The 23,245-nt window shown below is 42.0% G+C and carries 19 protein-coding genes and 1 other RNA gene; 8 read left to right on the top strand and 12 right to left on the bottom strand.

Annotated elements, in window-relative coordinates:
• Positions 1-102 precede the first annotated feature (102 nt).
• On the bottom strand, positions 103-1,197 hold the full coding sequence (locus JMX89_RS06825) for a serine hydrolase (RefSeq protein ID WP_011513028.1): 1,095 nt from the start codon (positions 1,195-1,197) through the stop codon (positions 103-105).
• Between the two features lie 406 nt (positions 1,198-1,603).
• Here JMX89_RS06825 and JMX89_RS06820 point away from each other — a divergent pair, with 406 nt between their 5' ends.
• The 3 genes from JMX89_RS06820 to JMX89_RS12940 all read left to right on the top strand — a co-directional run bounded on the left by JMX89_RS06820 (position 1,604) and on the right by JMX89_RS12940 (position 5,917).
• A complete protein-coding gene (locus JMX89_RS06820) occupies positions 1,604-2,239 on the top strand; it encodes a response regulator (protein WP_011513027.1) in 636 nt (211 codons plus the stop codon).
• A gap of 40 nt (positions 2,240-2,279) precedes the next feature.
• Positions 2,280-4,010, top strand: a complete 1,731-nt coding sequence (locus JMX89_RS06815) for a sensor histidine kinase (protein WP_011513026.1) — start codon at positions 2,280-2,282, stop codon at positions 4,008-4,010.
• 164 nt (positions 4,011-4,174) lie between these two features.
• Complete coding sequence (locus JMX89_RS12940; RefSeq protein ID WP_201551215.1) at positions 4,175-5,917, top strand: sigma 54-interacting transcriptional regulator; 1,743 nt, start codon at positions 4,175-4,177, stop codon at positions 5,915-5,917.
• 28 nt (positions 5,918-5,945) lie between these two features.
• Here the strand turns inward: JMX89_RS12940 and JMX89_RS06805 are convergent, their stop codons facing one another.
• A complete protein-coding gene (locus JMX89_RS06805) occupies positions 5,946-7,508 on the bottom strand; it encodes a S41 family peptidase (RefSeq protein ID WP_201551213.1) in 1,563 nt (520 codons plus the stop codon).
• A 266-nt stretch (positions 7,509-7,774) separates the two neighbouring features.
• Entirely contained in the window at positions 7,775-9,433 is a 1,659-nt protein-coding gene (gene gpmI, locus JMX89_RS06800; RefSeq protein ID WP_201551211.1) for a 2,3-bisphosphoglycerate-independent phosphoglycerate mutase, read from the bottom strand.
• A gap of 237 nt (positions 9,434-9,670) precedes the next feature.
• Between gpmI and ssrS the strand changes: the two genes are divergently transcribed.
• A non-coding RNA gene (gene ssrS / locus JMX89_RS06795) (6S RNA) lies at positions 9,671-9,866 on the top strand.
• Positions 9,867-9,987: 121 nt separating this feature from the next.
• On the opposite strand, the gene JMX89_RS06790 is transcribed toward ssrS, so the two are convergent.
• Positions 9,988-10,617, bottom strand: a complete 630-nt coding sequence (locus JMX89_RS06790; RefSeq protein WP_020442939.1) for an FxsA family protein — start codon at positions 10,615-10,617, stop codon at positions 9,988-9,990.
• A 153-nt stretch (positions 10,618-10,770) separates the two neighbouring features.
• On the opposite strand from JMX89_RS06790, the gene ruvC reads away from it, so the two are divergent.
• Entirely contained in the window at positions 10,771-11,355 is a 585-nt protein-coding gene (gene ruvC, locus JMX89_RS06785) for a crossover junction endodeoxyribonuclease RuvC (protein ID WP_011513021.1), read from the top strand.
• A 109-nt stretch (positions 11,356-11,464) separates the two neighbouring features.
• Here ruvC and JMX89_RS06780 read toward each other — a convergent pair whose 3' ends face one another.
• The 5 genes from JMX89_RS06780 to JMX89_RS06760 all read right to left on the bottom strand — a co-directional run bounded on the left by JMX89_RS06780 (position 11,465) and on the right by JMX89_RS06760 (position 17,181).
• The gene (locus tag JMX89_RS06780; RefSeq protein WP_201551209.1) at positions 11,465-12,352 is read right to left on the bottom strand and encodes an META domain-containing protein; all 888 of its coding nucleotides are present in this window, start codon (positions 12,350-12,352) and stop codon (positions 11,465-11,467) included.
• Positions 12,353-12,691: 339 nt separating this feature from the next.
• On the bottom strand, positions 12,692-13,354 hold the full coding sequence (locus JMX89_RS06775; RefSeq protein ID WP_201551207.1) for a glutathione S-transferase family protein: 663 nt from the start codon (positions 13,352-13,354) through the stop codon (positions 12,692-12,694).
• A gap of 288 nt (positions 13,355-13,642) precedes the next feature.
• Positions 13,643-14,281 (bottom strand): peroxiredoxin, encoded by a 639-nt coding sequence (locus JMX89_RS06770; protein ID WP_201551205.1) that lies wholly within the window; start codon positions 14,279-14,281, stop codon positions 13,643-13,645.
• A gap of 262 nt (positions 14,282-14,543) precedes the next feature.
• On the bottom strand, positions 14,544-15,299 hold the full coding sequence (locus tag JMX89_RS06765; protein WP_201551203.1) for a phospholipase D family protein: 756 nt from the start codon (positions 15,297-15,299) through the stop codon (positions 14,544-14,546).
• 142 nt (positions 15,300-15,441) lie between these two features.
• Positions 15,442-17,181, bottom strand: a complete 1,740-nt coding sequence (locus JMX89_RS06760; RefSeq protein ID WP_201551201.1) for a glutamine--tRNA ligase/YqeY domain fusion protein — start codon at positions 17,179-17,181, stop codon at positions 15,442-15,444.
• Positions 17,182-17,552: 371 nt separating this feature from the next.
• On the opposite strand from JMX89_RS06760, the gene JMX89_RS06755 reads away from it, so the two are divergent.
• Both JMX89_RS06755 and JMX89_RS06750 read left to right on the top strand, forming a co-directional pair.
• A complete protein-coding gene (locus tag JMX89_RS06755) occupies positions 17,553-18,068 on the top strand; it encodes a peptidylprolyl isomerase (protein WP_020442935.1) in 516 nt (171 codons plus the stop codon).
• An 87-nt stretch (positions 18,069-18,155) separates the two neighbouring features.
• Positions 18,156-19,004 (top strand): UDP-2,3-diacylglucosamine diphosphatase, encoded by an 849-nt coding sequence (locus JMX89_RS06750; RefSeq protein ID WP_201532094.1) that lies wholly within the window; start codon positions 18,156-18,158, stop codon positions 19,002-19,004.
• A 146-nt stretch (positions 19,005-19,150) separates the two neighbouring features.
• On the opposite strand, the gene JMX89_RS06745 is transcribed toward JMX89_RS06750, so the two are convergent.
• The 3 genes from JMX89_RS06745 to surE form a co-directional block, all read right to left on the bottom strand.
• The gene (locus tag JMX89_RS06745; protein ID WP_201551200.1) at positions 19,151-20,452 is read right to left on the bottom strand and encodes a lytic murein transglycosylase; all 1,302 of its coding nucleotides are present in this window, start codon (positions 20,450-20,452) and stop codon (positions 19,151-19,153) included.
• A 76-nt stretch (positions 20,453-20,528) separates the two neighbouring features.
• Positions 20,529-21,341, bottom strand: a complete 813-nt coding sequence (locus JMX89_RS06740; RefSeq protein WP_201532095.1) for a M23 family metallopeptidase — start codon at positions 21,339-21,341, stop codon at positions 20,529-20,531.
• 123 nt (positions 21,342-21,464) lie between these two features.
• Complete coding sequence (gene surE / locus JMX89_RS06735) at positions 21,465-22,274, bottom strand: 5'/3'-nucleotidase SurE (protein ID WP_201551198.1); 810 nt, start codon at positions 22,272-22,274, stop codon at positions 21,465-21,467.
• A 541-nt stretch (positions 22,275-22,815) separates the two neighbouring features.
• Between surE and JMX89_RS06730 the strand changes: the two genes are divergently transcribed.
• A complete protein-coding gene (locus JMX89_RS06730) occupies positions 22,816-23,229 on the top strand; it encodes an MCR_0457 family protein (RefSeq protein ID WP_227673035.1) in 414 nt (137 codons plus the stop codon).
• The last annotated feature ends 16 nt before the right edge of the window (positions 23,230-23,245 follow it).

The raw sequence follows: 23,245 nt of genomic DNA, 5'->3' as shown, positions 1-23,245 counted from the left end.
CTTAATATCAATACGTTTTTGACATAATAAAAAGGCTGTTATATCGCATAACAGCCTTTTATTATAAATGTCTTTTGATACTGCTCATTTAACGCTGTAATTTTATACCGTGCGGCGTGTTGCCAAGCTATTTAAGATATTTTTGGCGTCACCCCAGCGCGTTGCTGAGCTATTGGCACCCAAAATTACGATAATAGCAGGACGATTATTGACGCGCGTCTCCATGACAACACAACGCCCTGCTTCATTGATAAAACCTGTCTTTGAGATGCCGATAGGATAGCTGCCATCACGAACTAAGCTGCTGGTGTTATTGGCTTTGTAAGTACGGTTACCACTTGAGAAGTTAGAGACAAAAAAATCATAGCTCTTAGTGGTTGAGAAACGACGAATCACGTCATAGTTACCAGCAGCACGAACCATTTTAACCAAGTCATTTGAGGAAGCTACGTTGCGCTTATCCAGACCAGTTGGGTCACCAAAGAAAGCGGTACTCATACCAAGCTCTTGTGCTTTACGGTTCATCGCACGTATAAAGGCGCTATAGCCACCCGGATAATTACGGGCAAGACTTTTTGCTGCAGGATTTTCTGATTTCATTAATGCCATTAATAGCATCTCAGCACGATTGAGACGATCGCCTGACTTTAGGTTAGAGCTGGCACGCTTTGGACCAACGAAATCTTCTGGATCAAGTGTTAGCTCTTCACGCATATCTAAGCCGGCATCAAGTACCACGATAGCCGTCATTACCTTGGTAATACTGGCCATTGGACGCGCGATATCCGCATCTTTTTGATAAATTGACTCACCGGTTTCTGCATCAATAACCGCGACACTGCGCGAATCAGTGCTGATCGGAATCATATTACTGTTGCCAAAACTACCGCGATACGTGGTGTTGTAGCTATTGGCATTATTATAACTGTTGTTATTACTACTACCAAAACTGGTCGTATTGGTAATACTGGTTGTACCAGAACCGTTATCTATTTTTTTAATCGTAGAGCTGTTGCCAGACCTAGACATGATACTGCGCGCTTCAGACAAGCTATCGGCACCGCCCCAGCTCAAGCGAGCACTAGACTCAGCGCTGGCGCTACCATTAATTGTAAGTGCGGCTTGTGCGACACTGCCCAAACTCAATGAAATCATAGCAGCGATTAATTGCTGTTTGGTTAATGGTAGTTGCTTCATTCTGCCTCCTGCTTACGTGCTGTCATCAGTGACATACTGACTGACGCCAACTACGTACGTAGCGTTTATAGGTGTGTTTGTAGATACTCACATAGAGTTTTTGTATTTTTAGTGTATCATGGTTTACATTTAAGTTTAATGTACTAAATCAATTAGATGGCATTTCAGTGCCACATTCAAATTTTACTACACTTACTTGATGTTACAGCAATATTAGTTAACATTAGCGCAATATAGCATTACATTAACGCTGGTAGACACCTTATTACGTCTCTACTGTCCAAATAAAGCAATTAATATTGGCTTTTTTATGCGTAAATGAGTGTTATTGGTCAAATAGATTGATTAAGATGACTTAAATTTAGCAGTGCACCCTTTATTCTGATAGATAGAAAAGAGTATAACAATGATTCGAGTATTAGTAGTAGATGATCATGATTTGGTGCGGATGGGTATTAGCCGTATGCTGGCAGATAGTGCAGATATCGAAGTCGTCGGTGAGGCAGACAGCGGTGATATGGCGATAAAGATGGCAAAACAGCTGCGTCCTGATGTGATATTACTGGATGTCAATATGCCCAATATCGGCGGTCTGGAAGCAACCAAACGCTTGATTCAGCTGGATATGGGTATCAAAATTTTGGCAGTTAGTAGTATGTCAGCTCAACCTTATCCCTCAATGTTGATTAAAGCAGGCGTCAATGGCTATATTACTAAAGGCACACCGCTTGATGAGATGATACGAGCGGTCAAAAAAATCTATCAAGGTGGACGCTACTTTAGCCAAGACGTCGCTGAACAATTAGCTGACGTACTATTATCTGATAATGCCAATTCCCCTTTTGATTTGCTCAGTGATCGTGAGAAGCAAGTAGCAATGATGGTGGTCAACTGTCAAAGCCCTCAACAAATTGCAGACCAGTTATTTGTCAGTGTGAAGACCATCAATACCTATCGTTATCGTATTTATGAAAAAGTAAATGTCGATAGTGATGTGAAATTGACGCATTTGGCGATTCGCCATGGTCTTATTCAACCCTAATTATCAAGTCCCTCTCATTAAGCACATTAGTTATTAATCCATGAATCCTGCCAAATCTGCCTCCAAGCTTATCGCTGTTATTACTGACTATCTAGAGCAAGATGATATTTTGCCTGTGCCGCAGTTACGCAAACTGGGGATGATTTATAGCAGTTATCGCTTTATCGTCAGCTTGTTTTTTATGCTGATGGTATATATTACGGTTCGCACGGATGGCAGCCCATCATTGCCAAGTTTCTTGCAGCAAACCGTGCTCAGTTTTTACGTTTTGCTGAGTTTAATCTTGCTAGGATTATTTTATACCGTTGGTAAGCATATGCGCCGACAGCTGGCTTTTGGGTTGGCGCTAGATGTCATTATCCTAAGCTTACTGCTCTATACCGCTGGCGCACCTGATTTGCAGCTGACCATGCTATACATGGTGGTGGTAGCAGCAAGCTTTATGTTATTACATGGCTCACAAGCATTAATTATTACTTTGCTTGCCATTATTTTTGTGATTTATCAGCAGTTTTTTTATGCCATTGCCAATAGTATGAGTTTGGCAAATTTAGGCAGTGCCCTACTCATGTCAGCCAGCTTTTTGGCAGTAGGCGGTCTAAGCTGGTCGATATCGCAGCGCTTGGTACAGCTTGAAAAAGTGGCGGTTCGCCATGCCAAAGAAGTCGAGCGTTTAAATAGTATCAATCAAGAAGTCATCTCTCAAATGGTCAATGGTGTCATCGTCATTGATGACAAACAAGTGGTCTTAGCCAACCTTGCGGCTTATCAGCTACTTAGCATCCCAAGCCGTCATGACAATCAGTCAAAACCAGTAGCCGCTTTTGAGCAGCAACTTGGCCAACAACATCTGCAATTGTTTAATGCTTGCTTATCGGTAGCCGCAGGACTAACGCGTACTTTTATTTATGAGCTGCCTGCTGTTGCCAACTCTTCTATCATTGGCAAGCTACGTGTCGATATTATTCCGTTAAAAGACGACAGTAAACTCATTATATTAGAGGATTTACGCCGTGAACAAGCCAGTGCGCAACAATTAAAGCTCGCCTCACTTGGACAGTTGACCGCCAGTATCGCTCATGAAATCAGAAACCCTTTGGCAGCTATTTCGCAAGCTAGCCAGTTGCTAATAGAAGATGTTATAGAAAGCGAGATGGACAATGACAATGCCCTAAGTCCTTTCGCTAATAATGATATAAATAGCCAGATGACTGGCAACCATGAGCTTTATAAAATGATATTTTCGCAAACAAAACGCGTTAATCGCATTATCGAAGACGTATTAAAACTGTCGCGCCAGCAAACGGCCAATCAACAAACCATTATCCTTGCTGATTGGATGCCTGTATTTTTAGACAATTACTTTAAAGGACATGATGTCTTTCTACATGTTCTTACCCAGCCTACCATCTCTTTTGATATTCATCAGTTAGAGCAGGTACTCATCAATTTAATCAATAATGGTTTACGCTATAGTAGTTACGCCCACCCTCATGCCTTTGTGGAAATCGAAATTTATTGTGCCGATAACGATGTTATAATCGATGTTTTGGATGGCGGTACTGGTGTTAATGCAGATGATTTAAGCGCTTTATTTAATCCGTTTTTTACCACCGAACAATCAGGCACAGGGCTTGGGCTATATTTATCACAAGCCTTTTGTGAAGCCAATCAGGCACGCTTACTGTATGTGCCTGAGCATCAAAAAACCTGCTTTAGGCTAATTTTTCCTGCTGTTCATAATGACATCGTTAGTCCAACTTTTATCTAAAGAAAAAAATTACTTCTCAAAAAAAATTGAAAGAAAATGTAAAACAAAAGGCTTTATATTGTTCATTAAAAAATACCTGTAACCAATGCAGTTATTAAGACTGATAAACCCTTAGAGCGTTATTTTATATACTTTTGTAGCACTTGAAAACAATGAGATGATGTATGACAACCACCGCGCTAGTCGTTGATGACGAAGTAGATTTATGCCGTTTGATGCAAATCACCCTGACCAAAATGGGTATCAAAAGTGATGTTGCCTATACATTGTCGCAAGCGAAATCGTACTGGCAAGACAATGACTATGATTTTTGTCTAACCGATTTAAAACTCCCTGATGGTTCAGGATTAGAGTTGGTCAAACATATCAGTGCCAGCTCCAGTAAGCCCATTGCGGTGATTACAGCGCATGGTAGTATGGATTTAGCGATTGAAGCACTAAAGCTTGGAGCTTTTGATTTTGTCAATAAACCGCTTGAGCTACCACGCTTACGGCAATTGGTTGAAAACGCGCTAAAGGTAATACAACAAGATTTGACTGCCAAGTCCACGCCGCAACGTTCACCTGAACAGCAGATGCTTGATGAGCGCCTTATTGGTGATTCGGCGGTAATGCATCCTTTAAAAAACACTATTTTAAAATTGGCTCGCTCACAAGCGCCGGTATTTTTGTCAGGGGCTTCAGGTACAGGTAAAGAAGTCGTTGCGCGGCTCATTCATGACTTAAGCCCCCGGCGTGACGGCAGTTTTGTGCCGGTAAATTGCGGGGCGATACCATCAGAGCTGATGGAATCAGAGTTTTTCGGTCATAAAAAAGGCAGCTTTACAGGTGCCGTTGCGGATAAGCAAGGGCTGTTTCAGCAAGCCAATGGCGGTACTTTGTTTTTAGATGAGGTAGCTGACCTGCCTTTGGCTATGCAAGTGAAGTTACTGCGGGCTATTCAGGAAAAAACTGTACGCGCGATTGGTGATACCAAAGAAGTACCTGTCGATATTCGTATCTTGTCAGCCACGCATAAAGATCTGAACCAGCTGGTACAGACAGGGTTGTTCCGTCAGGATTTATATTACCGCATTAACGTGATTGAGCTTAAATTACCAACATTGAATGCACGGCGCGATGATATACCAGTGTTAGCCACGCATTTTTTAGCGCTGATTGCTGAAGAGTGGCAGTTGGAGTCGAAGCCTTTATTAACGACAGAGGCTTGCCTGCGTCTACAGCAGCATGATTTTGCGGGTAACGTCCGTGAGCTGCGTAATGTACTTGAACGTGCCGTTACTTTGGCTGAAACCTCAACTATTGATATAAGCCATCTCGGCTTATCTGACTTAGATGCCCATCAACAGGCGCGTATGCCTCAAAAAATCAATGAAAATAACACATCTGATTCAATAGAAAATATAGATAAAGACGATAGAGAAGAAGCATCATCTATCAAAAGTGTCTCGACGCAGCAAGCAACGGCTAATTTGCACCCTTATCGTACGATGACTCATCACTATGCTGCAGTGAAGCAACCTTCGATATCCGGTACGATATCTGACTCATCGTCTTCCGCAATAGGAATAGAGCAGCAATCAGTGACAGCAATGGCGGAGCGCGCTGAGTCAGTAAAAAAGGATGCAAATAGTGATAAGACCGATTCTGTAGCCAATCTCGACAGTAGTATTGATGGCAATATTGATATATTAAACAGTAACGTGATAAAAAGCAGCGTCAGTGGTCAGCTACCAGCACAAGGGTTAGAGCACTATCTTCAAGAGCAAGAAAGACAACTTATTATCACTGCCCTTAAGCAAACTGGCTGGAATAAAACCCAAGCCGCTGAACTATTAGGGACCACTTTTCGATCCTTACGCTATCGTATGACCAAACTTGAGATTGCAGAAGATCAAGCTGAATAAGGGGCTTTGATATAGAATTGCAACTAGATTAGAGCTTTACCTTAGATGTTGGTTTTTCAATAACATTCTTTATAGCTGTATTGTTTTTGATAATACTATTTTTAGGATCGGGCTTTTTCTCAGAGCGTACAAATCGAATACCTGAAGTAAGTGCTTTCTTTCGTAATAAATCAAGCGCTTGCTGCTCCCACGTGCTTTCACTGCCCGATAGAGCGATATCAGGCTCTACCCCAATACCATCTATCTTTTTACCTGAAGCAGTCATATAGTTGGCAACCGTGAGCTTGACCGCTTGCTCATCGTTAAGCGGTATCACCGATTGTACAGAGCCTTTGCCGTAACTGACCTCACCTAAGACAGTGCCACGCTTTTGCGCTTGCAAGCTACTGGTCAACACTTCTGCCGCTGACGCCGAATAGCGATTTTGCAATACCACTACTGGTAACGCCTCAAGCAATGCTGCACCTCTAGTCGACAATGTACGGGAATCTGCTTGGCGACTCTTTATCTGTACCACATCCGTATCTGTCATAAATAGGCTAGCAACGCTCACAGCGGATGCCAATACGCCACCTGGATTATCACGTAAATCTAGTAGTATTCCTGTGACAGGCTTATCCAAATCGATCAAACTTTGTAGCAGTTTTTCACGGCTATTATTTTGAAATGCTGGTAACCTCACAATGGCCATACCATCTACAAAACGAGTTTCGATAATTTGAGGATGGCTATTATTACGTTGTAAAGTGGTGACATGTTTACGGCGTCCTGCCTTGGACGTCACCACATCTACTTGGGTACCGGCAATGCCTGTCAAAAGCTGCTCGATATCGTTACTTTCTTCATCTTCGCCAAGCTTAAACTCATCGACTTGGTGTAGATAATCGCCAACTGCGATACCCTTTTTATCGGCAGGTGAATCATCAAGTACCTCAGTGATGACCCAATAGCCCAAGGCTGATTGATACTCAACCTTGATACCAATATCGCCGACATCGCCTTCTGTAAAAGCACGTAGATTTTCATAGGCTTCAGCGTCCAGAAATTCCGCATGACTATCGAGCTTGGTTAACATGCCGCTCATAGCATTATTAAACAGTTCTTCATCATTAACCGTATCGACATATTCACGACGCACCAAATCAATCAAAGCAACAAAGGTCTTCAACGTTTCAGGAGAAATAGCATTTAATGACACTTGAGCCACTTCAGCAGGAATGTCGGTATTAATAATAGGCGATTCATTGTTAAGCACAGTTTCATCCGCCACACTATCAATTAAATCGTCAGCTTGATCAGCAGATTCAAGCATATCAGCTATATCTGATAGATCATCTGCGCCGTTATCTAATGGTACATTATCAGCATTTAAACTGATGAGTTGTAAGCTTGCCGTACGACTTGCGTTGCGCCCTGCCGCAGTATCTTTGACAGCCGCTTGCGCTGGTATAGCAATCATACTTAAGCCCAGAAAACCCACGATAAGCGTCGGCTTTAAGACATTAGTGTAGCTAGATATCGTACTCATTGACTGCTCGAGTCTTTTAGAGGTCAATGGAAAGGTACGACTGATAGGATTGTTAAAATGCATAAAAATCACCTGAAAATTTGTCCAAAGTTAAGCCATCATTATTATAGGATTGTTATATGGTTATTATTGAATGATAGCTCATAAGATAGCATCAAGCACCCTTATAAGAATAGGAGAGTATTGCAAGTAACTTAGGTGAAATGTTAGACAAAATGTAGCAACAAAAAAGGGAGAGCTGATCAATAGCTCTCCCTTTTAATATCAATTTACTTTGAAAGTAATGTAACGCTACTAGTATAAATTTCTAGCGCCTTACTATAATTGGATTATTGAGCGGCAACCAACAGACTTTCGCCTGTCATCTCTTTCGGCGCTTCGATATCCATTAAGGCCAGAATAGTAGGTGCAACATCACTAAGCTTACCGCCGCTACGGACTTGTAATTTTTTCTCACCGACATAAATCAGTGGCACGTGCTCAGTAGTATGCTGAGTATGGACTTGACCACTCTCATAGTCTTGCATCTGCTCACAGTTGCCATGATCTGCTGTAATCAGCATATCGCCTCCTGCCGCACGTACTGCTTCTGCCACGCGCCCAACGCAGATATCTAACGCTTCTACTGCTTGTACTGCAGCATCAAAGATACCAGTGTGACCGACCATATCACCATTGGCATAATTGACAACTAGCACGTCATATTTACCAGATTCAATCGCTTCCACCAATCTATCTGTCACTTCAGGCGCGCTCATCTCAGGCTGCAAGTCATAAGTAGCAACATCCGGCGATGGCACTAAGATACGTGTCTCACCTTTATATTCCTCTTCACGCCCGCCACTAAAGAAGAATGTCACATGCGCGTATTTTTCAGTTTCAGCAATACGCAGCTGGGTTTTGCCCTTATCTTGCAAATATTCGCCAAGTGTATTGGTCAATGAATTTGGATAATAAGCGATGCTGGTTTTAGGATTATCTGCTAACACATCAGAATACTTGGTCAACATCACAAATGCCGCAAGTTTTGGCTGCTTATTGCGGGCAAATCCTGAAAACTCATGATCCGGTAATACGAAAGCTTGCGCAAGCTCACGAGCACGGTCAGCACGGAAATTCATAAAAATAAGGGCATCATTGTCATCAACGGTATAAGGCACTTCATCACGCCCAATTACGACCGTTGGATTAATGAATTCGTCGGTTTCGCGTGCTTTGTACGCAGCTTGCACTGCCCCATCAGCACGAGTTGCTAAACGATCCGCTTTACCTTCAGTGATCAGCTCATAAGCTTTTTGCACACGATCCCAGCGATTGTCACGATCCATCGCATAGTAACGCCCGATAATACTGGCAATCTGTACACGACCACTCTCATAATGCGCATTCAGCTTTGCGATATGATCACGAAGACGATTGATATATTTATCAGCCGACTTAGGCGGCGTGTCACGTCCATCTAAAAAGCAATGCACAAAGACGTTTTTGGCACCATGTACCAATGCGGAATGGCACATTGCTTCAATATGGTCTTGATGAGAATGGACGCCACCATCTGACAGCAAGCCCATAATATGCACATTGCCGCCCAATGTGTTGGCAGCTTTTACTGCATTTACCAAGGCTTCATTTTTATAAAAATCACGACTGGCAACTTCACTTGAGATACGAGTTGAATCTTGATAAAGCACGCGCCCAGCGCCCAAATTCATATGCCCAACTTCTGAATTACCAAACTGACCATCTGGCAAACCAACATCTTCTCCTGACGCTGATATCAATCCATGCGGATATTGCTCATAAATATTATCTAAATTTGGCATATTAGCGGCAGCAATGGCATTGTCTTTATCGTCTTCACGATGCCCAAACCCATCTAATATCATTAATACACGCGGCACTTTCTTATTATTATCACTATCCTGCTGCTTGCTTAATTGTGCCTGATTATCGTCGATAGATTCTGATTGTTGCTGGGTATTGGTCATGGATTACCGCTCCTCAAGTGAATGAACGCCTATAATGCTGTATTAGGATGTCTAAAGTTGTCTATATTAGCACACATCTTGAAATAGCTGAAAAGTGAGCTTCTAAGTCAACAATTGATTACTATATAAATAGATTAGGATTTAATAATGATCTAATGGTAATCATGCTAATTATCAAACTCACGTAGCAATCTGTAAATCGTACTTGCAATCACTCAAACCATTGGTTAAGATAATTATATTCTGAAGTGTTGGCTAGCAGATGTTTATTCCCTGAGCCGATAATGCTTTACCAGGATGTGGTACCTATTGCTTCATTGTGTATGCCTGCACCGCTTGCGGTGTATCAGGAAACCTGCCGAGGCAGTGACGCATCCGCCCTGAACTTCACGGTTCATGGGTCACCATCTTGCGGCGGCACTTCGGTTGTTATATTCGGTTAGTAGTTTTTTTATTTATAAGTACTATATTTATAAACAATGAATTACAGCTACTAAAAAGCCCCTTTTGTCATTGACGAAAGGGGCTTTTTCTATGCTTGTCTATTAATTCAACTATTCGTCATTAGCAGATTTAGTGATTTTTTTCACATCTTTAGGAATGGTTTTTGCTGTCCCATCAATCGTTGTATGCTGCTTAAACACATCACCAAACGGGTTTTGCTGTTGACCAAACGGGTTCTGATTATTCATACCACCTGCGCCGCCAAACGGGTTTTGACCACCCATGCCGCCAGCACCACCGAACGGATTTTGTCCGCCGCCCATTTGTCCACCCATCTGCTTGGCCATCATCTCCATCATTTTTTGTTGATTGTTCATGACGTAATTATTGGCGAAGTCTTTGAGCTTTTTCTGCACGGGTGGCAAGATAACCAGTAACGCCAATAAGTCACTAAGCACACCAGGAATGAGTAGCAAAATACCAGCCGCTGCCATAGCCACACTTTTGATCATGGTTGACTCTTGCGGACGCATCGACGGATTCATCATACCGCCTGCTTTCATCTGCTGGGCCATTGGGTTGAGAGCTGCCATGCCTTTGCGCAGGAGCGAAATACCGATGACGGCGGCGATAATAAACCAAATAAACACCAACCAGCCACTCGTAAATTGAGCAAGCAAATACCAAAGCAGCATCTCGATAATAAACCATACGATGGCAATACCAACTATCTGACCCATAAAGTGTCGTCCTATAAAATAAAAACCAATAAATTGAGCGCCATGCAAATTAAAATGGCTAACATATGATGTATATGGGGATTGATTGCTATACTATCAAACTTACGGCTAATTTTTAAGCCATAAAACAAAATGTAAGTAAGACGGAACACTATGGCAATTATTATCGGGATTGATCCAGGCTCACGCATGACCGGCTATGGCATCCTTCAACAAACGGGCGATAAGCTCACCTATATTGATTCAGGCACCATTCGTACAGATACCAAAGAGATGCCTGAACGCCTAAAACGTATTTTTAATGGCTTGACGCGTATTACTCAGCATCATCTAAAATATGCAGATGAGCCTATTTATACGGCAATTGAACAAGTATTTATGGCAGAAAACCCTGATTCAGCGCTTAAGCTTGGGCAAGCACGTGGCGCAGCCATTGCAGCAATGGTAGCCCTGGATTTGGAAGTTTCAGAATATACTGCACGCCAAATCAAACAAGCCGTTTGCGGCTATGGCGCAGCAGCAAAAGAGCAAGTACAAGAAATGGTGTGCCGGATACTGACTCTGGATTTTGTACCACAACAAGATGCGGCAGACGGTCTTGCCTGCGCCATCTGTCATGCGCACTCAAGCCATTCAATGAACAAATTGATATTAAATAGTGCTATGCGTGGGCGCGGTGCGTCTAAGAAAAAGGGACGCTGGCGTTTAACTGAAGAAGACTTAGGTAATTTGCGTTAAAACAATTAAGCAAGCATAAAAAAAACACGCGTTCAAATGGCGCGTGTTTTTTATTATCAATATTTAATGTCACTACTTGATGTATTCATTCGTTAATAACCAATCAGCCCTATTCTACGACTGAGCTTTCAATAACGGCGTCCAATACATAGGCATATTCTTCACCTTCTGATACCTTATCGCTGTCTAATTGATAACGTTGTAGGCGTAGCACTTCATCATGCTTACCATCATGCTCATAGCCATCAATCTCACCATTAAATGCAGACCACTTGCCTTCACTGACTTTAATACCCTGATCATTATAAGTGACTGGTTTCACTTGCAAACACATCTCTAAGCTATTATCAGAGCACACTGTTTCATTGGCATTTACGGCCCAAAATACCGTCTCACCTTTACTATTGTACTTAGCTTGTGACGTCAACCTACCTTTCCAAGTCAAAGTGACCGCATTGCTGGTCACTTGCGTTAGGACTGGGTTATCACCTTCAGTGACACTTAGCTCACTAGTACCTTGCATCAAGGTATCTAAACGATTTTCTGCCTTGTTTAGATTTTCGCATAGCATTTTGGTACTCATGCTGTCTTCTGTCATTAACGTATGACCTTTCAACTCATAACCTGCACTCATAGTGTTACAACCTACACCATAATTCAGGGTGTTATGACCTTGGTTTTGTTTAAACGACAGCATTACTTGGTTCTTAATATCTACAAGCGTCGTTATGACAGGTCCACCACTTTTATCATCTATATCAAGTAGTGTCCAACGATAACGCGCAAGATTTTCAATCATTTGTTCTTCAGCACTCATCTCGCTTGCCTTAGCTAACGTGGCATTATTATTCGCTATATCAGCATCTGCAGTGCTAACATTGGTATCAGCTGACTCGAGATTTGCATCCGTTGGAACAGACGCATCTTGGCAAGCACTTAATGCCAGACTTATCGCTAGCATACTTGGCAATAGGGCGGATTTAAAAGATAGTGTCATGAAGATCATACCTTGCAGTTATACTTTTTAATTCAACTTTTTGACCCATTTAATCTACAAAATCTGACTGTCACAATTATAAGAGGGATATCAGTCAAATTATTCAAAGGGCATTTAAAAAGATGCTTATAAAAGGGTAATAATCTGACCACTATAGCGCTCATAAGTGATATGGGTGTAACGAAGTGTTTAATTTTATAGATTCATAGTAAATTTCACATATATGCTAATCCTATTTTTAATGTTAACCATAGCAAAACAGCCCTGCGTCGTTAGGAATTATCCTCGTTACGCAAAGCTGTTGCTGCTTATAATTACATTTTTAAAAAATTTATTACTTTAATCTTCTTTATGAACAGGTTTGGCTTTTGCCATGTTTTTGATGCTAAAACGCTCGTTCATCATCTGGTAAAAACGGGCAAGATTGTCGCCCTGTTCATTGGGATTGACTTGCAGGACTTTGCCAAAATCTAAACCCAAATATAGCACAATATCAGCAAAGCTCAGCTGGTCACCGACCAGATACTCATGATCCTCCAACAGGGTTTCAAAATATGCTAATGCTTTGACAGCACGTGCGATAGATGGCTCGACAAACTCTGGTACTTGCTCAACACGCTGGGCTTTTGATGGGTGGCTATGCTGAAAGGCGAGCATAAAGTTATATAGCACCTCAAATTCGGCGATACGGCGCATAGAGCATACTTGCGCACGCTGTACCACATCATTGCCCATCACCGAGCGCTCACCATAAACACGGTCGAGATATTCGCACACTGCCTGCGAGTCATTGAGTACAGTACCATCATCTAATGTCAAAACAGGTACGGTTTGCATGGGATTTATTTCGGTAAATGCCTCTGACATTTGCTCGTTGGCAGCAAAATCGATATCAATCACATCGAGGTCGTCCATATCATCAATATCGATACCTTTTGATGCTAGCAAAATAAGTGCTTTCCGTGGATTAGGTGCTGTACGGGTGACATATAGTTTTTTCATAAAAACTCCTTGTAAGGTGGGCTTAAAAGCGACTTAGCGCTGCTATACTTTATTATGATTGTTGTGTCATCAAGTATCAAATGCTCTATTAACTCAAGTATTAACGATAACGATTCATCTCTAAATCACGCATACTTGATTTACTAGTTATAGCGTACTCTGTTCATCATAGCAAAGCCTTATTTAGCTGATGTTTCTGATGTTAAGCTGAATAACAGAAAGCCCCACAATTTTGCATTATGGGGCTTTTTAAATCATCTCTTCATCAAGCTCACATGCTCCAACTTATTATTTATTAGGTGCAGGAGTGGTACGTAGATACGGCTTGATTTCTGTGTGACCTTTTGGATATTTGGCAGCGATATCTTCGTTTTTAACACTTGGCGGAATAATAACGTCATCACCATCTTTCCAATCTACTGGCGTTGCGATGTTGTATTCATCAGACAATTGCAGTGCGTCAATCACGCGAAGGATCTCGTCAAAGTTACGACCACAGCTAGCAGGATAGGTCAGCGTTAGTCGAATCTTTTTGCTTGGGTCAATAATAAAGACGCTACGTACGGTATGCGTGCTGTCTGCATTTGGATGCATCATGTCATACAGCTCAGCCACTTCTTTATTAGGATCAGCGATGATTGGGAAGTTCAGTTCAGTACCTTGAGTTTCACCGATATCTTTTGCCCAAGCATGATGGTCATCGATACCGTCAACAGAGATACAAATTGGCTTCACGCCGCGCTTTTGAAATTCGCCATTTAGCGCAGCAGCACGACCAAGCTCAGTGGTACATACTGGGGTAAAATCGGCTGGATGTGAGAAGAAAACCACCCAGTTATCGCCCGCCCACTCATGGAAATTGATATCACCTTCAGTAGTGGTTGCATCAAAATTTGGTGCGATATCGCCTAAACGTAAATGTGCCATGCTTGATTCCTTATTTATGATTGTGACGAGCGCTATTATCGAATGCTATCTACGCGCTCTCTTATTATCAACGACATACTCAGCGGTTAAAATATCTACCAAGCATCTCAACAAAAAAACTGACTTTATCTTAACAAACTGGTTATGAATGTCTTGTGACGGATTGTAATGCGGTTATTCCTTTTATTACTAATACGAATGTAGCAAAATTATTCTTTGAAAACAAAGTAATGAGCTAAAAAGTGAGAAGTTAAGTTGACTTTTATATCACCATCCCTGAATCCCATAAACAAAAATCACCGAATTTACCTTTTTTACTAGTGCCACCTGCTGCACGCCCAGCATCTGTTAATGTAAGCTCACCTTCTTGCTCTTGCAAATATCCTGCTGTCAGTAATTTATCGTTTAATTCTTGGGTTTTAAGACCCAGCTCTTTGGCAAGCTTTGCCGTCGTTAACTTAGAATAATTAGGTGTTGCTATTTCTGTAGGTTTAGCAGAATGAGTTTCAGTAGGGACTCGAGAAGCACTCTCAGAACTAAGGTTGTTATCAATACTATTATTAGGCTCAATTATTTTTTCAAGTGACATTCTGACTTCATCACTGATACGAATAATGCGCTGGGCCTCTTCATAAGTATCGGCATAGAGTTTCGCATCTTCATTACGGTAAATCAGTACGCCCATTTCATTATTATTGACTTGGATGAATTCATAAAGGTTTAAGCTCGTAATAATGCACTCATTTTCGTTCAGGTAGCATTTCGCATGCAAGTTTTTACAAAAGCTGGTGCGAATAAAAGTCAGATTTTTGAGCCAGTTTATTTCTTCAGGGTGCAAATCATTTTTACCATAAACGATACGGATATCAATTTTGAGACGATTACGATCTTCTAACAGCTCTTTGATACGCTCATTAAGCTTTAGATAGGGGCTAATAATAATCAATCTATCAGACGCATTTTTAATCAACTCTTCTAAATGATAAGTCGTGCCACTGCTGTTTAAAAATTTTGCCATTTCAATACCCTCACCATCTACGATTAAAATTTATACTTATTCACAAAAAAGCCCATCCCTAGCGTACTAGAAATGGGCAACATTGCAAACCACTATTGTTCAGTATTTTCTTACAATAAATATGAACTGCGCTAATGATAAATTAAGCGGGTTTATAACTATCACGTAAGCTGACGATTTGGTTAAAGACAGGCTTATCACTGCTATGATCTTCGCTATCAGAGATAAAGTAACCTTCACGCTCAAACTGGAAGCGCGTCCCAGCATCTGCATTGACCAATGATGGTTCAACCACGGCATTGAGTTCAGTCAATGAGTTAGGATTCAAGGCTTGATGGACGTCAGCGACGCCACTTGGGTCTTCAACACTAAATAGCTGCTCATACATGCGCACCGTTGCTGGAACGCCTTGGCTAGCCGATACCCAATGAATCACGCCTTTAACCTTACGACCTTCAGGATTGTTGCCCAAAGTCGCCGGATCAATCGTTGCTTTAAGCTCAATCACGTTACCGTTATCATCTAAAATATGCTCCGTCACGGCCAATACATAGGTATTACGCAGACGAATTTCATTCTTCTCTGGTGATAAACGCTTATAACCTGCTGGCGGCTCAATTTCATAATCGCCTTGGTCAATATAAATGGTCTCAGTAAATGGAATTTCACGTTCACCCATATCGACATTGGGATGATTGGGCTGAGTTAACCATAAAGTCTGCGAGGCATCGTCAAAACGAGCTTGAACGGTGTCAGCCTTTTGCAACTCCCAACTGCTAACAGCATCGCTAAAGTTGGTAATGGTCACTTTTAATGGCTTGAGCACTGCCATGCCACGTGCAGTCGTCGTCTCTAGTGACTGACGAATACTAAATTCTAATAAGCGAAAGTCTACAACACTGTCCACTTTGGTCACGCCAACACGCTCACAGAAATCACGTAGGCCTTCTGGCGTATAACCACGGCGACGCATGCCCGCAATCGTCGGCATACGTGGATCATCCCAACCGCTAACGATATTTTCATCAACCAACTGCTTTAATTTGCGCTTACTGGTCAATGTATGGTCGACATTTAGACGAGAGAACTCATATTGATGCGGCGGTTGCTCAAAGCCAACTTTTTCTATTGCCCAGTCATAAAATGGACGATGGTCTTCAAACTCTAACGTACATAATGAATGGGTAATGCCTTCGAGCGCATCAGATAACGGGTGAGCAAAGTCATACATCGGATAAATGCACCATTTATCCCCCGTTTGGTGATGTGCTTGATGCATAATTCGATAGATAACAGGATCACGCATATTCATATTAGGGCTTGCCATATCAATCTTGGCACGTAGCACTGCTTTACCTTCAGCATATTTGCCCTCTTTCATATCATCAAAGAGTTGCAAATTTTCTTCAACACTGGCATTACGATGTAGTGACGCTGTACCTGCTTCATTAAATGAGCCACGATTTTCTTTGATTTGCTCAGGCGATTGTAAGTCTACATAAGCATCGCCTTGCTTGATCAACTGAATCGCCCAAGCATGAAGTTGGTCGAAATATCCTGAGGCATGGTACGCCTCTCCTGCCCACTCAAACCCCAACCATTTCACATCATTCTCGATGTTATCAATGAAGTCTTGCTTTTCTGCGGTTGGGTTGGTGTCATCAAAACGCAGGTTGCAGATACCGCCAAACTCCTCAGCCACACCAAAGTTTAGGCAAATGGATTTCACGTGCCCCAAGTGCAAGTAACCATTTGGCTCAGGTGGGAAACGAGTGACAATCTGTTGGTATTTTTGCGCATTAACATCATCACGAATAATATTACGAATAAAGTCGTTTTTGTGTTCGTCTTTTTGTGCATTATTGCTTGAGTGCTCACTCATCGGGCATTGCTCCTAACGCAAATGGTCAATTCATGCGACGTGCCATCACGCCTCATGGAAAATTCAAAATATTTGATAAAGTAAAACGATATCGTAAAACAAGCCTCAGCCATTAAATTTAAGCCAATTTACAAAAATTTGGGTTATAAAAACAGTGTGTTATAAACACCAAGCTATGATGACTTTTTGTCAAAATCGTTTAGAAATGGGTAAAGTTGCGTTATTCTATCAGCTTTTGCAAACGCATTAACAGCCTGATACATGACACGGGATAAAAAAGCCGTTAGACTAGCCATAACTTTTTATCCACCAAATTTTCATCCACCACTTAACAGCGTCATTTTAGGCGCTGCAATAAAGAGGAATATCCTATGGTAGACATGCCACCAGTAGTAGAACTTGACACCAGTATGGGTGCGATCGTTATCGAACTCAATGAAGAAAAAGCACCAAAAACCGTTGAAAACTTTTTAAACTATGTAAAATCTGGTCATTATGATGGCACGATTTTCCATCGCATTATTGACGGCTTTATGATTCAAGGCGGTGGAATGGACGCTGACATGAATGAAAAAGCCACCAACAAGCCAGTAGAAAACGAAGCAGACAACGGTCTAAAGAACGACGCTGGCACGATTGCTATGGCGCGTACTCAAGATCCACATTCAGCGACTAGCCAATTTTTTGTCAACGTAAAAGACAACGATTTTTTAAATCATTCTGGCAAAAACATGCAAGGTTGGGGTTATACCGTATTTGGTAAAGTAACAAGCGGTATGGACGTCATCGAAAAAATGCGCGGCGTCCCAACTGGTCGTTTCGGTATGCATGCTGATGTACCAAAAGAGCCAGTGGTTATCAATTCAGCCACCATCATCACTCAGTAATCATTCTTCAATAGTTATTACTTAGTAGCGATGAATCAGTGAAAGCTTATGAGTCGTTACTGTTTAAAGTTATGAGGATAAGGATAAATGCAAAGTTTCAGCCATCTAATTACCACCCGCCCTCATGAGGTGCGACAAGTATTGATTAGCGATTTGCATTTATCGCCTGAAGAGCCTGCCTTAGTGCAGGTTTTTTTGGCGCTGCTTGATGATTGCCTTGCCTTACCTGCCCTTAAACGTCTATTTATATTAGGTGACTGGTTTGAAGTCTGGCTTGGGGATGATTTTTATTTGTCTTTATCCGAAGAGGAACGACAAAAACATTGGCTCACACCACTTATCATTAAATTAAAGAAACTGCGCATAGCTGGCTGCGAGATTTTGGTCATGCATGGCAACCGCGATTTTTTGTTAGGGCAGCCTTTTTGTAATGTATTCGGTGGCGAGCTTATTTATGAGCCGTATACCTTAACCGTTGGACAGCAAAACTATCGCTTAGAACATGGCGATGCACTATGCGTTGATGATAAAAAGTATCAGTTTTTTCGTAAAGTAATGCGTAATAGTTTGACGCAGTGGTATTTGCTCAATAAATCGTTAGAGAAACGCTTGGCAATCGCCGATAATATGCGGCAAAAAAGTCAGCAAAATAATGCCAATAAAGCGGCGCATATCATGGATGTTAATGAAGCAGCAGTGAATAAAGCTATTTATCGCTTTGACGCCCTACTACATGGCCATACCCATCGTCCTGAAATCCACCAAAGTAATGAGGGCAAAACTCGCTATGTACTTGGTGATTGGCGACTGTTAAATAAGGACAAGCGCCAGCAAAAAGTGAGTGCCGTGATTGGTGCAATTACAGCAAGCGTAGATGAAGGTATTATTGCTGAGAGTGCAGAGTTTAACTTATATGAATTTAACATTACTATTTAAATACCTAAACATCAAAACTGCTGCTGTTATCCTTATACAATGAAAAACTCCGTTATAAAACGGAGTTTTTTTTATTTATTAACATCGTTATTTTTAAACAACCTTTGAAAACAACGATTATCCAAAAATAGTGATTTCAACCTATCTCACCACCCCGCCAATGAAGACGCGCTACGCTGAGTAATAAAACCATCTGGCGTTTGACCATTGGCTGCTTGCCAGCGCTGGAACGCATTGCGAGTATTGGTACCTACGATACCATCAGAGCCTTTTGTATCGTAGCCTGAGCTTGTCAAACGCTGTTGTAAATTGCGTACTTGCGACGTTGATAACGGACGCTCATAACGTGGCCATGACTTTTGTAAACCACCTTGTCCAATCAGCGCTTTACCCAATAAGCTAACACCAAGGGCATAGCTTGATGAATTGTTATAGACTTTTATGACATCAAAATTTGGACTGAGTAGCAGTACTGGACCGTCTTTACCCGCTGGCAGCCACAACTCCATTTGAGTGTTACCATCTAAGGACACATCGGCTATGGTATCGACGCCCATTGACGCCCATCTAGCAGCAGGCTGCTTAGTACCAACCAGTGTGTAATCAAATGATGACGGAATGGTTGCTTCATAGAACGGTGCCAAACCACGTACCCAACCTGAATTGCTCAGATAATTAGCAGTAGACGCCAAGGCGTCGCCCGTCGACCATGGATTGCGATGTCCATTACCATCACCGTCAACCCCATGCTTAAGCCACGTATCAGGGATAAACTGCGTCTGCCCCATACCGCCTGCCCAAGAGCCATCGAGCTGTGACCAAGACACATCGCCGCGCTGTAATAGTGTTGCTAGTGATAATAGCTGAGTTTCGGCAAATTCTTGACGGCGCCCATCATAAGCAAGGCTAGCTAGCGAGCTTGGAATACTACTATTGCCCGTTACTACGCCGTATGACGACTCCATGCCCCAAATCGCTGCAATGATTTCTGCATTGACGCCATACTGCGACTGTAACTGCGATAAATACGTGCGTTGCTCAGCGAACTTACGCTTACCAGTACTGACGCGACCATCTGATACCGCAGAATCGACATACTCCCATGGCATTTTTGAAAACTCTGGCTGTCCTGAATCAAGCGAGATGACTTGTTGATTTAAGTAAGCAGAATCGAGCAGACGACGAACCGTAGCAGCATCATGACCTGATGAAATGGCACGCATAGAAAAATCAGACTTCCAATCAGAAAAACTATTGTAGCTTGGCTTTGCGGGTGTTGGTTTAATGACCGGTGCTGGAGTCGGCTTCACTTGAATGGTTTGAGTCTGGGTAAGTTGCACATTACCTTGACGAACTGGCTTATTAGGTTGCTGCATCGCCTGCTGACTGGTACAGCCAACCATCACTAAGGCAGGGAAAAAGGCAAGGTAGTGTTTATTTAATCGCATAAGAAGTCTCAAGTATCCGTAAGTAAGGTGCAATGTGGCTTAGATAATTCCATTTAATCGCCAAACAATAAGAAATTTAACGCCCTAGTACCGCTCGTGGATCAATAGGGTTGCCATTTAAGCGTACTTGAAATTCCAAACCCACTTGATTGGTCTGACCACTATTACCCATATTTGCGATACGTTGACCGCGTTGGACGCTATCGCCTTCTTTAACCAATAGCTGACTGTTATGGGCATAAGCAGTGATATAGTTGTCACTATGACGAATCATAATCAAGTTGCCATACTCTGGCAGACCGTTGCCCGAATAAAGAACCGTACCTGATTGACTTGCTTGCACTGGATCACCTACGTTACCAGCAAACCACATGCCCATCGTGCTAGATGCTGCATCGAAATTACGGGTTATTTGATTGCGAGTCGGATACTCATAGCCTGACGTTGCATTGGCAGTCACTTCATAGACGGGCGGTTGTGAATAGTTAGGCGTGCTGGTCACAGGCGGTGTATAGGTTGGCTGTGTAGGTGTAGAGTTATTGTTCGAAGCATTGTAGCGATTACTATTATTAGCGCTTGCCGGCTCACCTTGCCACAGTTTGAGCCACTGACCACTATAAATGGTGTATTTACTGTCTAGGCCATTCAGTGAACCAATTTGACGGTAATTGAGATTATAGCGCGCCGCCACTTGACTGACCGTATCGCCGCGCTGCACCCGATGATAGTTAGGAACCCCTTGATTATTGGTAATAATCTTCGGTCCCGCTTGGTTGGCTGATTGGTAAGTGGGTTTGGTAGCACAGCCTACCATCGTTACTGTGGCAGCAGCCATCGTGCCCAGCAATGCCACTGTGATAAATCGCGATCCAGCAATAAGCTTCTTCATACAAGATTTCCTATTCTTTATGTTACGTACAAACTCCTTGTGTGACTCACAAGCATTTTGCTAACTGTTATACCGTTTAAGTGTTTAGCTATCTTAGCTGCCATCATCAATATTCGATTCATCTTACAGCATTAACGCTGATAGCATATCGAGTGTGGCGGCTGGCGTATGGTGCAAACGTACAGGCGATAGACTGATGTAACCTGCGGCAACCGCTTGATCATCAGTCATAATAGTACCAGACGAATCATGATCAGTATTATCTGCCAATATATCCTGACGCTTGCGTAGTGATAACCAATATGCATCTCGCCCGCGTGGATCTACCACATGATGGACAGGACGCGCTATTTTCCTATGCCCCAAAGCTGTCATTTTGCGACCGTTAATCTCATCAGCATTACTCACATCAGGAATATTAACGTTTAATACGTGATAGGGCAAATTTTTGCAAATATCCAATATTGGCGTATCTCTCAATAATTTCACAATCTCACTTGCTGCCATTTGATAATGACGCTCACATTCCTGCTCACTGCTTTTTGCCCCACCGCCTACCAATGAGGTCGCAATAGCGGGTATGCCAAATAACTGAGCAGTTAATGCCGCCCCAAAAGTGCCTGAAAACAAAACGTCTTGACCAAGATTGGCACCTGAATTGATCCCCGTAATCACACAATCAAAATCTGTGTCAGAATATATTTCGTTTAATGCCAGATAGATACAGTCAGCTGGTGTGCCATTGACAGCAATAAAACCAGAAGGCAATTGATGCGTATATAAGGGTGTGGTGATACTTAAGGCACTGGCGCAGCCACTTTGCTCACTATTTGGCGCAACCACCATGACCTCGGCAATAGTAGATAATGCCTCATATAGTGCCAGCAAACCTGGTCCATAAACACCATCGTCATTGCTCATTAAAATCTTCATATTTACTCAATCTATTTATGAATGACCGTTCATCCACTTATCTACGTTATTTGCGTAAAGTTGCTATAATCACCGCTATTGCTACTAATATCATTCTATTTAAAAGTATGATACTTAAAGCTATATCAGTTATTTATACTGCCCGTCTATGTTTGTTTGCATAGTAAATAGCTATGATTATTTCGGGCGATTATACCCTAATAGACTATTGAGACGAACCCACTCTTTATACATAATTTGCATGATAACTTAGCTTTTTGAATGATTTTCCCATAGTAAGACCCCTATTTTTCAGCATTAAAAACCTGCGCTGAGGTTACAGTAGGCTACAACCCACAACATTTACAACTTATACTTTTATGTTGAGGTAACTTACCGGTTTATAATACCGCTATGTTGCTGGAGAGCTGATTTAGCTCACAATATCTCTACACATAAATCAATATTTTATGTGACATTTGTTTTTTTACCCATTAACATAGCACCATTAAATAAAGATAAGCGAGTGTGATACTGAATGAAAAATCAATCGATATTATCTATGACTTCTGTATTGGCAAGAAGTGCCTCAAAAGTCGGGCTAGCAGCATTGATAACATCTATTGCGATGCTGTCTCAAGCCACAAATGCTGCATCCAACTCTGCGACGACCATACCTTTAGATTTATCTGGTATCAATATCACAAAACATGAAATTGCGGTTATGCAAGTGCTGTCAGAGATATGCCCGCCGATGCTAAATGGTAAGCAAAAGCAGCGTTTTTATAAGTCTTATAACGTGCAGCTTCATGAGTTGATGCCGTCATTAGAAGACCCAAAAGCAGCTATCCAGTACTTATCTACTCAGCAAGATTATCGTCAAATTCTGCAAGGCATTCGTAGCTGGACGATGGGATTTGCTAAGCAAGACAATAAAGCATTGTGTGAAGATTTAGCGAATGCTGAATATCAGTAGTAGCCCTTTATTGATA

Origin of the sequence: Psychrobacter sp. DD43 (assembly GCF_904846555.1) — a bacterium.
GTDB lineage: Bacteria > Pseudomonadota > Gammaproteobacteria > Pseudomonadales > Moraxellaceae > Psychrobacter > Psychrobacter cryohalolentis.
This window is presented reverse-complemented; position numbering and strand designations above follow the sequence as displayed.